At 67.9% G+C, this 13837-nt stretch carries 13 protein-coding genes; 10 read left to right on the top strand and 3 right to left on the bottom strand.

Annotated elements, in window-relative coordinates; all coding sequences use genetic code 11:
• Positions 1-94: 94 nt before the first annotated feature.
• Positions 95-304 (bottom strand): hypothetical protein, encoded by a 210-nt coding sequence (locus tag ABII15_RS11075; RefSeq protein ID WP_353942124.1) that lies wholly within the window; start codon positions 302-304, stop codon positions 95-97.
• A 132-nt stretch (positions 305-436) separates the two neighbouring features.
• On the opposite strand from ABII15_RS11075, the gene ABII15_RS11070 reads away from it, so the two are divergent.
• The gene (locus tag ABII15_RS11070) at positions 437-1411 is read left to right on the top strand and encodes a carbohydrate kinase family protein (RefSeq protein ID WP_353942123.1); all 975 of its coding nucleotides are present in this window, start codon (positions 437-439) and stop codon (positions 1409-1411) included.
• 125 nt (positions 1412-1536) lie between these two features.
• Here ABII15_RS11070 and ABII15_RS11065 read toward each other — a convergent pair whose 3' ends face one another.
• A complete protein-coding gene (locus tag ABII15_RS11065) occupies positions 1537-2922 on the bottom strand; it encodes an aminotransferase class V-fold PLP-dependent enzyme (RefSeq protein ID WP_353942122.1) in 1386 nt (461 codons plus the stop codon).
• A gap of 342 nt (positions 2923-3264) precedes the next feature.
• Between ABII15_RS11065 and coxB the strand changes: the two genes are divergently transcribed.
• The 4 genes from coxB (at position 3265) to ABII15_RS11045 (ending at position 7752) form a co-directional block, all read left to right on the top strand.
• Positions 3265-4224, top strand: a complete 960-nt coding sequence (coxB, locus tag ABII15_RS11060; RefSeq protein ID WP_353942121.1) for a cytochrome c oxidase subunit II — start codon at positions 3265-3267, stop codon at positions 4222-4224.
• A complete protein-coding gene (gene ctaD, locus ABII15_RS11055) occupies positions 4221-5957 on the top strand; it encodes a cytochrome c oxidase subunit I (protein WP_353942120.1) in 1737 nt (578 codons plus the stop codon). The genes coxB and ctaD overlap by 4 nt, the downstream gene beginning before the upstream one ends.
• Positions 5954-6352: a cytochrome c oxidase subunit 4 gene (locus tag ABII15_RS11050; RefSeq protein WP_111661846.1), complete on the top strand. Its 399-nt coding sequence runs from the start codon at positions 5954-5956 to the stop codon at positions 6350-6352. Before ctaD ends, ABII15_RS11050 begins: the two co-directional genes overlap by 4 nt.
• Before the next feature lie 149 nt (positions 6353-6501).
• The gene (locus ABII15_RS11045; RefSeq protein ID WP_353942119.1) at positions 6502-7752 is read left to right on the top strand and encodes an Ig-like domain-containing protein; all 1251 of its coding nucleotides are present in this window, start codon (positions 6502-6504) and stop codon (positions 7750-7752) included.
• Between the two features lie 61 nt (positions 7753-7813).
• Here ABII15_RS11045 and ABII15_RS11040 read toward each other — a convergent pair whose 3' ends face one another.
• The gene (locus tag ABII15_RS11040) at positions 7814-8215 is read right to left on the bottom strand and encodes a hypothetical protein (protein ID WP_353942118.1); all 402 of its coding nucleotides are present in this window, start codon (positions 8213-8215) and stop codon (positions 7814-7816) included.
• Between the two features lie 185 nt (positions 8216-8400).
• Between ABII15_RS11040 and ABII15_RS11035 the strand changes: the two genes are divergently transcribed.
• The 5 genes from ABII15_RS11035 (at position 8401) to trpD (ending at position 13803) form a co-directional block, all read left to right on the top strand.
• Positions 8401-9021 (top strand): heme-copper oxidase subunit III, encoded by a 621-nt coding sequence (locus ABII15_RS11035; RefSeq protein WP_026246331.1) that lies wholly within the window; start codon positions 8401-8403, stop codon positions 9019-9021.
• Positions 9022-9102: 81 nt separating this feature from the next.
• The gene (locus ABII15_RS11030; protein ID WP_353942117.1) at positions 9103-9912 is read left to right on the top strand and encodes a c-type cytochrome; all 810 of its coding nucleotides are present in this window, start codon (positions 9103-9105) and stop codon (positions 9910-9912) included.
• Positions 9909-10964 carry a Rieske 2Fe-2S domain-containing protein gene (locus ABII15_RS11025; protein WP_353942116.1) on the top strand — a complete coding sequence of 352 codons (1056 nt, stop codon included), beginning with the start codon at positions 9909-9911 and terminating at the stop codon, positions 10962-10964. The genes ABII15_RS11030 and ABII15_RS11025 overlap by 4 nt, the downstream gene beginning before the upstream one ends.
• Positions 10961-12598 carry a ubiquinol-cytochrome c reductase cytochrome b subunit gene (locus ABII15_RS11020; RefSeq protein WP_353942115.1) on the top strand — a complete coding sequence of 546 codons (1638 nt, stop codon included), beginning with the start codon at positions 10961-10963 and terminating at the stop codon, positions 12596-12598. The genes ABII15_RS11025 and ABII15_RS11020 overlap by 4 nt, the downstream gene beginning before the upstream one ends.
• A gap of 140 nt (positions 12599-12738) precedes the next feature.
• On the top strand, positions 12739-13803 hold the full coding sequence (gene trpD, locus ABII15_RS11015) for an anthranilate phosphoribosyltransferase (RefSeq protein WP_353942114.1): 1065 nt from the start codon (positions 12739-12741) through the stop codon (positions 13801-13803).
• The last annotated feature ends 34 nt before the right edge of the window (positions 13804-13837 follow it).

Below are 13837 nucleotides of genomic sequence, written 5' to 3'. Positions count from 1 at the left end.
CCGTGTCGTATCCCGCATCCCCTCGATGGGGGACACCGGAAGGGGACAGCGATGGGACGCGGCAAAGGGGCGCGCGGTTCCCTCCCGCGCGCCGTCAGTCGTCGAAGCCTGCCAGGGAGTCGACCAGACGCGCGGACGAATCAGGCACCACGACCCCGTGGATCCCGGCCGCACCGACCACGGTGACTCGCGGCTCCACCTCCCAGGGCGCCCGCGGCAGCACCCAGTGCGGAACCATCCGGGCACAGTCGACGCGCAGCGCCGCGAGCCCGTCCTGCGTCATGAAGGACACGTCGTAGGTCATGTACGCACCGTAGGCACGCGGCACCTCCGGAAAAAAGACCTACTATCAGGTAGTTTCCGCACTTCAGGGCAGGCGGGCCGACCGGGTAGCGTGAACTGTCAACCGCCGCCCCTCAGGAAGCGTGTTCCCGCTGTGCGAATCGCAGTCACCGGCTCCATCGCCACCGACCATCTGATGACCTTCCCCGGCCGCTTCGCCGACCAGTTCGTCGCCGACCAGCTGCACACGGTCTCCCTCTCCTTCCTCGTCGACAACCTCGACGTGCGCCGGGGCGGCGTCGGCGCCAACATCGCCTTCGGCATGGGCCAGCTCGGCACGGGCCCGGTCCTGGTCGGCGCGGCCGGCTCGGACTTCGACGAGTACCGCGCCTGGCTCGACCGGCACGGTGTGGACACGACCTCGGTGCGGATCTCCGAGACGCTGCACACGGCCCGCTTCGTGTGCACCACGGACGCCGACCACAACCAGATCGGCTCCTTCTACACGGGCGCGATGAGCGAGGCCCGCCTCATCGAGCTGAAGACCGTCGCCGACCGCGTGGGCGGCCTCGACCTCGTCCTCATCGGCGCCGACGACCCGGAGGCGATGCTCCGGCACACCGAGGAGTGCCGCAGCCGCGCGATCCCCTTCGCGGCCGACTTCTCGCAGCAGATCGCCCGCATGGACGGCGACGAGATCCGCACCCTCCTCGACGGCGCCACCTACCTCTTCTCGAACGAGTACGAGAAGGGCCTCATCGAGTCCAAGACCGGCTGGAGCGAGGCCGAGATCCTCGGCAAGGTCGGCCACCGCGTCACCACGCTCGGCGCGCGCGGCGTCCGCATCGAGCGGGTCGGCGAGGAGCCCGTCGAGGTCGGCTGCCCCGAGGAGGAGGCGAAGGTCGACCCGACCGGCGTCGGCGACGCGTTCCGTGCCGGTTTCCTGTCCGGGCTGTCCTGGGGCGTCTCCCTGGAGCGCGCCGCGCAGATCGGCTGCATGCTCGCGACGCTGGTCATCGAGACCCTCGGCACCCAGGAGTACGCGCTGCGCCGGGTCCCCTTCATGGAGCGCTTCCGCAAGGCCTACGGCGACGAGGCCGCCGCCGAGGTCGAGTCCTACCTGGGCTGATCTCTGCCGGGGGCGCGGGGAACTGCGCGGCCAGCCACGACGAAAGCCGCAGTCGCGACTGCTCATGTACCGAGCAGTCGCGACTGCGGCTCTTCTATGGCTGGTCGCGCAGTCCCCCGCGCCCCTTACGGGGCGCTCCTTCGACGGACCTCGTAAGCCGCGGCCCCATCGGGCCGCCGGGTTGCGCCCACATACTCGTGGCCCTGCGTGAAGCACCACGCCGGGATGTCCACGGCGGCGACCTCGTCGTCGGCGACCACCGTGACGGTGCCCCCGGGCCGGACCCTCCCGATCGCCCGGGCCAGCTCGATGACCGGCTGCGGGCACGTCAGGCCCACCGCGTCCACGGTGACGGCCTCGGCATCGCCCGCGGCCCCCGCGACCGGCGCCCCCAGCCGCTCGCGGACCTCCCGCACCACCCCGGGCAGCACCTCCAGGAACCGTTCGACCTCGGATCCGTCCACCCCGAGCGGCAGCGACACCCGTACGTTCCCCTCGCTCACCACACCCATGGCCCGCAGCACATGGCTCGGCGTCAGCGTGCTGCTGGTGCACGACGAACCCGACGACACCGAGAAGCCGGCCCGGTCGAGCCCGTGCAGCAGGCTCTCCCCGTCCACGTACAGGCACGAGAACGTCAGCAGGTGCGGCAGCCGCCGCACCGGATCCCCGACGACCTCCACGTCCGGCACCAGCTCGGGCACCCGCGCCCGCAACAGGTCCGTCAACTCCCGCAGCCGCCCGGCCCGCGCCACGGCCTCGGCCCGGACCGCGCGCAGCGACGCCGCTGCGGCCACGATGCCCGGAATGTTCTCGAACCCGGGCGCCCGCCCCGACTCGCGCTCGTCACCGGGCCCTTGGGGCGCGAATCGCACACCCTTGCGGACCACCAGGAGTCCCACCCCCGCGGGCCCGCCCCACTTGTGGGCGCTGCCCGCGAGCAGCGACCACGCGCCCGGCACCGGCCCCCACGCCAGCGACTGCGCGGCGTCCACGAACAGCGGCACGCCGGCGGCCCGGCAGCCCTCGGCGACCTCCTCGACCGGCTGCACGGTGCCCACCTCGTGGTTGGCGGACTGCAGACACGCCAGGGCGGTGTCCTCGCGCAGCGCCTTCAGGAAGGCGTCCGAGCGGACCGCGCCGGTCCGCTCCACCCCCACCTCGGTCACCGAACCGCCGTGTCCCTCGTGGGCCGCCGCCGAATGGAGTACAGAGGAGTGCTCCACCGCCGATACCACCACGTGCCGTCCGACACGCCGACGTGCGGCGAGTGCGCCGGCGACCGCGGTGTGCACGGAGGCCGTGCCGGAGGGGGTGAACACCAGCTCGTCGGTCCGGCATCCGACGGCCTCGGCGGCCGCCTCCCGGGCGGCGTCGAGCAGCATCCGGGCCCGCCGCCCCTCCCGGTACAGCCGGGACGGATCGGCCCATCCCTCGTCCAGGGAGGCTTGCAGGGCCTGCCGGGCCACGGGATGCAGGGGAGCGGCCGAGGCCACATCGAAGTACGACACGCAGTGAGGCTAGAACGCGGGCCAGGGCAAGCGCCCCGCAGGGGCGCGGGGAACTGCGCGAGCGGTCACGACGAAAGCCGCACTCGCCACCGGACAAATCCCCCACCCCCGCAGGCGCCCCGACCCCCCGTCAGAAACCTCCCGGAGCAGGCACATCCCACCCTTCGGAGTGACCCGCGGCGCGTTAGGCACCCTCCCCGCGCGACCCCAAATAGCGTCCAGTAGGGTTTGGTCCGCATAAACATCCAAACCCCTGCCCGTGTGCCAGGGCGGCGAGCGACCAGCGAGATGGCGGCCGTAGCCAACCAAAGAGCGCGGGCGAGACTCTCGGGAAGGCGCTACGTGAGTCCCAACGGCTCCGACCGCTCGTCGCGGCGCCCGATGCGGCGGAAGCTGCCGCAGGTGCTGACTGCGGGCCTGATCCTGGTTACCGCAACCGGTTGCACATACAAGGACTTCCCTCGTCTTGGTATGCCCACCCCGGTGACGGAAGAAGGTCCCCGGATCCTCTCCCTCTGGCAGGGCTCGTGGGCGGCAGCGCTCGCCACGGGCGTGCTGGTGTGGGGGCTGATCCTGTGGAGCATCATCTTCCACCGGCGTAGCCGCACCAAGATCGAGGTTCCGACCCAGACCCGGTACAACATGCCGCTCGAGGCGCTGTACACGGTCGTACCGCTCATCATCGTGTCGGTCCTCTTCTACTTCACGGCTCGAGACGAGTCGAAGCTCCTCAAGCTCTCCGACAAGCCGGACGTGACCGTCAACGTCGTCGGCTACCAGTGGAGCTGGGGCTTCAACTACGTCGAGAACGTGCCCGGCGTCTCCGGCGACGCGAAGACCTCCGAAGAGCTCTCGGGCATCCCCGAGCGCTTCAAGAAGGACTTCCCGGCCAACGCCGGCGGTGTCTACGAGGTCGGTACCCCCGGTACGCGGAACCCGCAGACCAACAACCCCGGCCCGACCCTCTGGCTCCCCAAGGGCAAGAAGGTCCGGTTCGTCCTCACTTCGCGTGACGTCATCCACTCCTTCTGGGTGGTTCCGTTCCTCATGAAGCAGGACGTCATCCCGGGCCACACCAACTCCTTCGAGGTGACCCCCAACAAGGAGGGGACCTTCCTGGGCAAGTGCGCCGAGCTCTGCGGCGTCGACCACTCCCGGATGCTGTTCAACGTGAAGGTCGTCTCTCCGGAGAAGTACGAGCAGCACCTCAAGGACCTCGCGAAGAAGGGGCAGACCGGTTACGTCCCGTCTGGCATCGCCCAGACGGAGCACGAGAAGAACCGGGAGACGAAGACAACGTGAGCATCCTCAACGAACCTCAGGGTGCCGCGGCAGCAGACGACTCGTACGAGAACGAGCTGCCGGTCCGGCCCAAGCGCCCCGGCGCGACTGTGATCAAGTGGCTGACCACCACTGACCACAAGACGATCGGCACGCTCTACCTGGTCACGTCGTTCGCGTTCTTCTGCGTCGGCGGTCTGATGGCGCTCTTCATGCGCGCCGAACTGGCTCGTCCCGGCACGCAGATCATGTCGAACGAGCAGTTCAACCAGGCGTTCACGATGCACGGCACGATCATGCTGCTGATGTTCGCGACGCCGCTGTTCGCGGGCTTCGCGAACTGGATCATGCCGCTGCAGATCGGTGCCCCCGACGTCGCGTTCCCGCGGCTGAACATGTTCGCCTACTGGCTGTATCTGTTCGGCTCGCTGATCGCTGTGGGCGGCTTCCTCACCCCGCAGGGCGCGGCCGACTTCGGCTGGTTCGCCTACAGCCCGCTGTCGGACGCCGTCCGCTCGCCGGGCATCGGCGCCGACATGTGGATCATGGGTCTGGCCTTCTCCGGCTTCGGCACGATCCTCGGCTCGGTCAACTTCATCACCACGATCATCTGCATGCGCGCTCCGGGCATGACGATGTTCCGCATGCCGATCTTCGTCTGGAACGTCCTGCTGACCGGTGTCCTGGTCCTGCTGGCCTTCCCGGTCCTCGCGGCCGCGCTGTTCGCCCTGGAGGCGGACCGCAAGTTCGGTGCCCATGTATTCGACGCCGCGAACGGCGGCGCGCTGCTATGGCAACACCTCTTCTGGTTCTTCGGACACCCAGAGGTGTACATCATCGCCCTGCCATTCTTCGGAATCATTTCCGAAGTGATCCCGGTGTTCTCGAGAAAGCCGATGTTCGGCTACTCGGGCCTCATCGGCGCGACGATCGCCATCGCCGGTCTCTCCGTGACCGTGTGGGCGCACCACATGTACGTCACCGGTGGTGTACTGCTTCCGTTCTTCTCCTTCATGACGTTCCTCATCGCCGTACCGACAGGCGTGAAGTTCTTCAACTGGATCGGAACGATGTGGAAGGGCTCGCTGTCCTTCGAGACACCGATGCTCTGGGCGATCGGCTTCCTGATCACCTTCACCTTCGGTGGTCTGACCGGTGTGATCCTGGCGGCCCCGCCGCTGGACTTCCACATCTCCGACTCGTACTTCGTGGTGGCGCACTTCCACTACGTCGTCTTCGGAACGGTCGTCTTCGCGATGTTCGCCGGCTTCCACTTCTGGTGGCCGAAGTTCACCGGCAAGATGCTCGACGAGCGGCTCGGCAAGATCACGTTCTGGACGCTGTTCTGCGGCTTCCACGGCACGTTCCTGGTGCAGCACTGGCTGGGCGTCGAGGGCATGCCGCGTCGTTACGCGGACTACCTCGCGGCCGACGGCTTCACCGCCCTGAACACGATCTCGACGATCTCCTCGTTCGTGCTCGGTCTGTCGATCCTGCCGTTCTTCTACAACGTGTGGAAGACCGCCAAGTACGGCAAGAAGATCGAGGTCGACGACCCGTGGGGCTACGGCCGTTCGCTCGAGTGGGCGACCTCCTGCCCGCCGCCGCGGCACAACTTCCTCACCCTGCCGCGCATCCGCTCGGAATCGCCGGCGTTCGACCTGCATCACCCTGAGATCGCGGCCCTGGACCAGCTGGAGAACTCCGGCCACGGCTCCAAGGCGCTCGCTGGCGGCAAGGAGGCCGGCAAGTGAAGGTCCAAGGCAAGATGTTCATCTGGCTGAGCCTCTTCGTCCTGATCATGGCCGCCGTGTACGGCGTGTGGTCGAAGGAGCCGGCCGGTACGACGGCGCTCTTCCTGGCGTTCGGCCTGTGCATCATGATCGGCTACTACCTGGCCTTCACGGCCCGGCGTGTCGACACCGGTGCGCAGGACAACAAGGAGGCCGACGTCGCGGACGACGCCGGCGAGGTGGGCTTCTTCAGCCCGCACTCCTGGCAGCCGCTCTCCCTGGCCGTCGGTGGCGCGCTCGCCTTCCTGGGCGTCGTCTTCGGCTGGTGGCTGCTGTACTTCGCCAGCCCGGTGATCCTGTTCGGCCTGTGGGGCTGGGTCTTCGAGTACTACCGCGGCGAGAACCAGAACCAGTAGCACCCACCGTGCCGCACGCGTTCTGAACTGCCGTATGTGAAGGGCCCGGACACTCCTGAGGGAGCGTCCGGGCCCTTCCGCGTGCCCGACATGCCCCGTGCGGCCCAATCACCGCGCCGGAGGTGATGAACCTTCATACGGTTCTGTTCATGAACCACTCACCGCGCATCCGTACGGTTCTGGGCTGCACCCTCGTCGTGGCGGCCCTCGGTGCGGGCCTCACGGCCTGCGGCAGCTCCTCGCACCCGCTCTCCGCCGCGCCGTACGACGCGGCGGACCAGATCGCCTTCAGCGGGCCCGTGGGAGCCAAGAAGGCGGATCCGGACAAGCCGCTTGAAGTCACCGCACAGGGCGACGAGGCACGCATCACCGATGTGACCGCCACGGACGCCATGGGGCGCTACGTCGCGGGCGAACTCGCCGCCGACGGCCGCCGGTGGCACTCCACGGCTCCGCTGGCCGCAGAGGCCCAGTACACGGTCCGGGTCTCCACCGAGGACGAGGACGGGGCCCAGGGCCGCAAGGTCCTCACCTTCGAGACCGGCAACCCGGCCAAGGAGAAGGCCCTCAAGGTCACCTTCGGCCCCGACGCGGGCAAGTACGGCGTGGGCCAGCCCCTGGTCGCCGAGCTGAACAAGCCCGTCAAGGACCCGAAGGCCCGCGCCATCGTCGAGCGCGCCCTGAAGGTCGACTCCAAGCCCGCCGTGGACGGCTCCTGGTACTGGGTGGACAGCAAGGAACTGCACTACCGCCCCAAGGAGTACTGGCCCGCCCACGCCACCATCACGGCCCGCAGCAATCTCCAGGGCATCAAGGTCACCGACCGGCTGTGGGGCGGCAAGTCCAAGCCGCTCACCATCACCACCGGCGACAAATTGGTGGCCATCACCGACGCCGGCTCGCACTACATGACGGTGTACCGCAACGGGGAGGAGATCAACTCCATCCCGATCACCACGGGCAAGCCCGGCTTCGAGACCCGCAACGGCACCAAGGTCGTGCTCGGGCAGGAGTACTACGTCCGGATGCGCGGCACCAGCATCGGCATCTCCGAGGGCTCGTCGGACTCGTACGACCTGCCCGTGTACTACGCCACCCGGGTCACCTGGAGCGGTGAATACGTGCACGCCGCGCCGTGGTCCACCGGCTCCCAGGGTGCCGCGAACGTCAGCCACGGCTGCACCGGCATGAGCACCGGGAACGCCGAGTGGTTCTTCGACACCTTCCACAAGGGCGACATCGTCAAGGTCGTCAACAGCTACGGCGACGAGATGGACCCCTTCGGCAACGGCTTCGGGGACTGGAACCTCGGCTGGAAGGAATGGGGCAAGGGCAGCGCCCTGAACACCACCGACACGCCCGACCCGGTGCACCAGGCGCGGCTCAGCCCGCAGCTCTGAAGCCCCCGGGTGTGAGACTTCCGACTCCCGTACGCGGTCCGCGTACGGGAGTCGGCGCGTGTCAGGCCCCCACGGCGAGCCGTGCGCGCAGCAGGGCGGCCAGTGCGTCCGCGAATTCGACCGGTTCGACCGGAAGCGTCACCGCGGCGTCCGCGCGGCTCCAGGTGGCCAGCCAGGCGTCCTGGGGGCGGCCGATCAGGAGCAGCACCGGCGGGCAGCGGAAGATCTCGTCCTTGATCTGCCGGCAGACCCCCATGCCCCCGGCCGGCACGGCCTCGCCGTCCAGCACGCACACGTCGATCCCGCCCCGGTCCAGCTCCTTCAGGACCGCGGGGAGCGTCGCGCACTCGATGAACTGGACCTCGGGGGCATCGGATGCGGGCCTGCGTCCGGTCGCGAGCCGGACCTGCTCGCGGGTGTTGGCGTCGTCGCTGTAGACCAGGACCGTCGCGGTCGACTGCATCGTTCCTCCGAGACATCGGCAGACATCGGCGTCTTACGGGCGTCGTTGGCGCGGAGCCTACTCCTCCCGACACCCCGTCAACAGCGCTTCGCACACGCCTCCGATGGGCCATATGGGCTGGACACACCCCCCAGACACTCCGAACGGCACCCCCCGGAGTGAGGGCGAGATAAGCGACCGACATAATGTCGGTCGTGGCGACAGCAACGACAGTAGAAACCGGGCACGCGCACCCGTCGGTCAATCGACCGAACCTCACCAGCGTCGGAACCATCATCTGGCTGAGTTCCGAGCTGATGTTCTTCGCGGCCCTCTTCGCGATGTACTTCACCCTGCGATCGGTGACAGGACCGGATCACTGGAAGGAAATGGCGTCCAGCCTGAACCTTCCGTTCTCCGCGACGAACACCACGATCCTGGTGCTCTCCTCCCTGACCTGCCAGCTCGGCGTCTTCGCCGCCGAGCGCGGGGACGTGAAGAAGCTCCGGATGTGGTTCATCGTCACCTTCATCATGGGTGCGATCTTCATCGGCGGTCAGGTCTTCGAGTACACCGAGCTGGTCAAGAAGGACGGGCTTTCGCTCTCCTCCGACCCGTACGGCTCGGTGTTCTACCTGACCACCGGCTTCCACGGCATGCACGTGACAGGCGGCCTCATCGCCTTCCTGTTCGTCCTCGGCAGGACGTACGCGGCCCGGAAGTTCACTCACGAGCAGGCGACCGCAGCCATCGTCGTGTCCTACTACTGGCACTTCGTCGATGTCGTATGGATCGGCCTCTTCGCCACGATCTACCTGATCAAGTAGTTCGCAGATCGCAGCATCGGGCGAAGCACCCGAAACATTCCCGTAGCACCGACGCAGAAGATCCTGACACCGGGGTAATCCGTGAAAAAGCTCTCCGCACGACGACGCCATCCGCTGGCGGCGGTCGTCGTCCTACTCCTCGCGCTGGCGGCCACCGGGGGGCTCTACGCCGCGTTCGCGCCCGCGGACAAGGCGCAGGCCGATGAAACCGCCCAGTCCCTCGCCATCGACGAGGGCAAGAAGCTCTACTCCGTAGGCTGCGCCAGCTGCCACGGAACCGGCGGTCAGGGCACCTCCGACGGGCCGAGCCTCGTGGGCGTCGGCTCCGCCGCCGTCGACTTCCAGGTCGGCACGGGCCGTATGCCGGCCCAGCAGCCTGGCGCTCAGGTCCCGCGCAAGAAGGTCATCTACTCGCAGGCCGAGATCGACCAGCTCGCCGCGTACATCTCCTCTCTCGGCGCCGGTCCGGTCGCCCCGAGCAGGGAGGACTACGACCCGAGCGGAGCCGACGTCGCCAAGGGCGGCGAACTGTTCCGCACGAACTGCGCCCAGTGCCACAACTTCACCGGTGAAGGTGGCGCGCTGACGCACGGCAAGTTCGCGCCGAGCCTCGAGGGCGTCAGCCCGAAGCACATCTACGAGGCCATGCAGACCGGCCCGCAGAACATGCCGTCCTTCCCGGACACGACGATGACCAAGCAGAACAAGAAGGACATCATCGCGTACCTCGACGCGGTCAACGGCGACAAGTCCGAGAGCCCCGGTGGTCTCAAGCTGGGCGGGCTCGGCCCGGTCAGTGAGGGTCTGTTCGCCTGGATCTTCGGTCTCGGCGCGCTGATCGCCGTCGCCATCTGGGTTGCCGCTCGGACCGCAAAGGCCAAGAAGTCATGAGTAGCCAAGACATTCCAGAAGAGAACCTGCCGGAAGCGCAGGGTGACGGACACGGTTCCGTCGAGCCGACGAAGGACAACCCCTTCGCCGACCCGGGCCTGCCCCCGCACGAGCACCGGATCCAGGACATCGACGAGCGGGCCGCCAAGCGGTCCGAGCGCGTCGTGGCGATGCTGTTCACCGTCTCGATGCTGGCCACCATCGGCTTCATCGCGTCGTACGTGACCATCGACGCCCACAAGAGCGTCTACATCTTCCCGCTGGGGCACATCAGCGCGCTCAACTTCGCCCTGGGCACGACCCTGGGCGTGGCGCTGTTCTGCATCGGCGCGGGCGCGGTCCACTGGGCCCGCACCCTGATGTCGGACGTCGAGATCGCCTCCGAGCGTCACCCGATCGAGGCCGAGCCCGAGGTCAAGGCCCAGGTTCTGGCCGACTTCGCGGACGGCGCGCGGGAGTCGCAGTTCGGCCGGCGCAAGCTGATCCGCAACACGATGTTCGGCGCGCTGGCCCTGGTGCCGCTCTCCGGCGTCGTCCTGCTCCGCGACCTCGGGCCGCTGCCCGAGAAGAAGCTGCGCACCACGGCCTGGAAGAAGGGCCTGAAGCTCGTCAACATGAACACGAACGAGCCGCTGCGCGCTTCGGACATCGCGGTCGGCTCGCTCACCTTCGCCAAGCCCGAGGGCCTGGAGGAGCACGACGAGGACTTCCAGAAGGAGATCGCCAAGGCGGCCCTGATGCTCGTCCGTATCCAGCCGGACAACATCAAGGACAAGCAGGAGCTCGAGTGGTCGCACGAAGGTGTGGTCGCGTACTCGAAGATCTGCACCCACGTCGGCTGCCCGATCTCCCTGTACGAGCAGCAGACGCACCACGTGCTCTGCCCCTGCCACCAGTCCACCTTCGACCTCTCCGACGGTGCCCGGGTCATCTTCGGCCCCGCCGGTCACGCCCTTCCGCAGCTGCACATCGCCGCTGACGCCGAGGGCTACCTCGTGGCGCAGGGCGACTTCGCTGAGCCCGTCGGTCCTGCCTTCTGGGAGCGCGGATGAGTACTGCAACCACGAACGACGCGCCTTCTCGCGAGAAGGCACCGGCCGGTGAGCGTGTCGCCGACTGGGCGGACGGACGCCTCGGGATCTACTCCCTGGCCAAGTCCAACATGCGCAAGATCTTTCCGGACCACTGGTCCTTCATGCTCGGCGAGATCTGCATGTACAGCTTCATCATCATCATCCTCACGGGTGTGTACCTGACGCTGTTCTTCCACCCGTCGATGAACGAGGTGGAGTACCACGGCAGCTACATCCCGCTGCAGGGTCAGCTGATGTCCGAGGCGTTCAACTCGACCATGCACATCTCCTTCGATGTGCGCGGTGGTCTGCTGATCCGGCAGATCCACCACTGGGCCGCGCTGATCTTCCTCGCCGGCATGTTCGTGCACATGATGCGCGTGTTCTTCACGGGTGCGTTCCGCAAGCCGCGTGAGGTCAACTGGCTGTTCGGCTTCCTGCTGTTCGTCCTGGGCATGTTCACCGGCTTCACCGGTTACTCGCTCCCCGACGACCTGCTGTCCGGCACCGGTGTCCGCTTCATGGAGGGCGCGGTCCTGTCCGTGCCGATCGTCGGCACGTACCTGTCGTTCTTCCTCTTCGGCGGCGAGTTCCCGGGCGGCGACTTCGTCGCGCGGTTCTACTCGGTCCACATCCTGCTGCTGCCGGGCATCATGCTCGGCCTGATGGTGGCCCACCTGATCCTGGTCTTCTACCACAAGCACACGCAGTTCGCGGGTGCCGGAAAGACCGAGAAGAACGTCGTCGGCATGCCGCTGCTCCCGGTCTACATGGCCAAGGCGGGCGGCTTCTTCTTCCTGGTCTTCGGTGTCATCGCGGTGGTCGCGGCGATCGCCTCGATCAACCCGATCTGGGCCATCGGCCCGTACCGTCCGGACCAGGTCTCCACCGGCGCCCAGCCCGACTGGTACATGGGCTTCTCCGAAGGCCTGATCCGTGTCATGCCGGGCTGGGAGATCAACCTCTGGGGTCACACGCTCGTCCTGGGTGTGTTCGTCCCGCTGGTGATCTTCCCGCTGGTCCTGGTCGCGATCGCGGTCTACCCGTTCATCGAGTCCTGGGTCACCGGCGACAAGCGCGAGCACCACATCCTGGACCGCCCGCGCAACGCGCCGACGCGCACCGCCTTCGGTGCCGCGTGGATCTCCTGGTACTTCGTGCTGATGATCGGTGGTGGCAACGACCTCTGGGCCACGCACTTCCACCTGTCGATCAACGCGATCACCTGGTTCGTCCGCGTCAGCTTCTTCGTGATGCCGATCGTGGTCTTCATCGTCACCAAGCGGATCTGCCTCGGCCTCCAGCGCCGCGACAAGGACAAGGTGCTGCACGGACGCGAGTCCGGCATCATCAAGCGCCTGCCGCACGGTGAGTTCATCGAGGTCCACGAGCCGCTCGACGCGGAGGCCCTGCACACGCTCACCGCGCACGAGCAGTACAAGCCCGCCGAGATCGGCCCGACGGTCGACGAGAACGGTGTGGAGCGCAAGGTGTCGCGTACGCAGAAGCTGCGCGCCAAGCTGTCGAAGGGCTACTACGGGGAGCACAACCAGATCCCCAAGCCCACGGCCGAGGAGTACAAGGAGATCACCAGCGGCCACGGCCACCACTGATCTCCGAGGTACCACCTCGACGCTGACCGCCACGGCAAGAGCCCTCGTCCAGGCACTGGACGGGGGCTCTTTGCCGTCCCCGCCGCTCGATAAGGTGGGTGCGTTCCCCTACGCATACGGACAACATCACAGGAGCGGCCATGAGCGCTTTGACCCCCGCTGGAGGCGACACCGCGGCGGGCCGTTCCTGGCCCAGTGTGCTGAACGGGCTCCTGGAGGGCCGCGACCAGAGCGCCGACGACACCGCCTGGGCGATGGACCGCATCATGAGCGGCGAGGCGACCGACGCGCAGATCGCCGCCTTCGTGGTCGCGCTGCGCGCCAAGGGCGAGACCGTCGAGGAGATCACCGGTCTGGTCCGCGCCATGTACGAGCACGCCAACACCATCGAGGTGCCCGGCGAGACCGTCGACATCGTCGGCACGGGCGGCGACGGCGCGAAGACCGTCAACATCTCCACCATGTCCGCCATCGTGATCGCGGGCACGGGGACCAGGGTCGTCAAGCACGGCAACCGGGCGGCCTCGTCCGCCTCCGGCTCCTCCGACGTGCTGGAGAAGCTGGGCGTCAATCTGGACCTGACGCCGGCCCGCGTCCCCCAGGTGGCCGAGGAGGCGGGCATCACCTTCTGCTTCGCGGTCAAGTTCCACCCGGCGCTGCGGTACGCGGGCGCGGCCCGCGGCCAGATCGGCATCCGTACGGTGTTCAACCTGCTCGGCCCGCTGACCAACCCGGCCCGGGTGAAGGCGCAGGCCGTCGGGGTCGCCGATCCGCGGATGGCGCCGGTGGTCGCCGGGGTCTTCGCCGAGCGCGGCAACTCCTCGCTGGTCTTCCGCGGCGACGACGGGCTCGACGAACTGACCATCACCGGGACCTCCCGGGTCTGGGTCGTGCGCGACGGAGCCGTGCGCGAGGAGGTCTTCGACCCGCGCGACGTCGGCATCGAGCCGGTCGGCATCGAGGCGCTGCGCGGCGGCGACCCGTCGTTCAACGCCGAGGTCGCCCGGCGGATCCTCGACGGCGAGCGGGGGCCGGTGCGGGACGCCGTGCTGCTGAACTCCGCCGCCGCGCTCGTCGCCGTACGCCCCGGCAGCGGCACGCTCGTCGAGCAGATCAGGGCCGGCATGGAGCGGGCCGCCGAGTCGATCGACTCCGGCGCCGCGAAGGCCACCCTGGAGCGGTGGGTCGTCGCCAGCAACCGCTGAATGTGACGCAGGGCGCAGTCCTTCCTGTCTCAGG

This window comes from Streptomyces sp. HUAS MG91 (assembly GCF_040529335.1).
Lineage (GTDB): Bacteria > Actinomycetota > Actinomycetes > Streptomycetales > Streptomycetaceae > Streptomyces > Streptomyces tabacisoli.
Note: the sequence above shows the minus strand (reverse complement) of the source record. Positions and strands in the feature narration are given on the sequence as shown.

Excerpts from the sequence above, each read along its gene's own strand:
- ABII15_RS11025 (WP_353942116.1), top strand. The coding sequence starts at position 9,909 with ATGAGTAGCCAAGACATTCCAGAAGAGAACCTGCCGGAAGCGCAGGGT.
- ABII15_RS11040 (WP_353942118.1), bottom strand. The coding sequence starts at position 8,215 with ATGCAGTCGACCGCGACGGTCCTGGTCTACAGCGACGACGCCAACACC.
- ABII15_RS11020 (WP_353942115.1), top strand. The coding sequence starts at position 10,961 with ATGAGTACTGCAACCACGAACGACGCGCCTTCTCGCGAGAAGGCACCG.
- ABII15_RS11045 (WP_353942119.1), top strand. The coding sequence starts at position 6,502 with ATGAACCACTCACCGCGCATCCGTACGGTTCTGGGCTGCACCCTCGTC.
- ABII15_RS11075 (WP_353942124.1), bottom strand. The coding sequence starts at position 304 with ATGACCTACGACGTGTCCTTCATGACGCAGGACGGGCTCGCGGCGCTG.
- trpD (WP_353942114.1), top strand. The coding sequence starts at position 12,739 with ATGAGCGCTTTGACCCCCGCTGGAGGCGACACCGCGGCGGGCCGTTCC.
- ABII15_RS11035 (WP_026246331.1), top strand. The coding sequence starts at position 8,401 with ATGTCGGTCGTGGCGACAGCAACGACAGTAGAAACCGGGCACGCGCAC.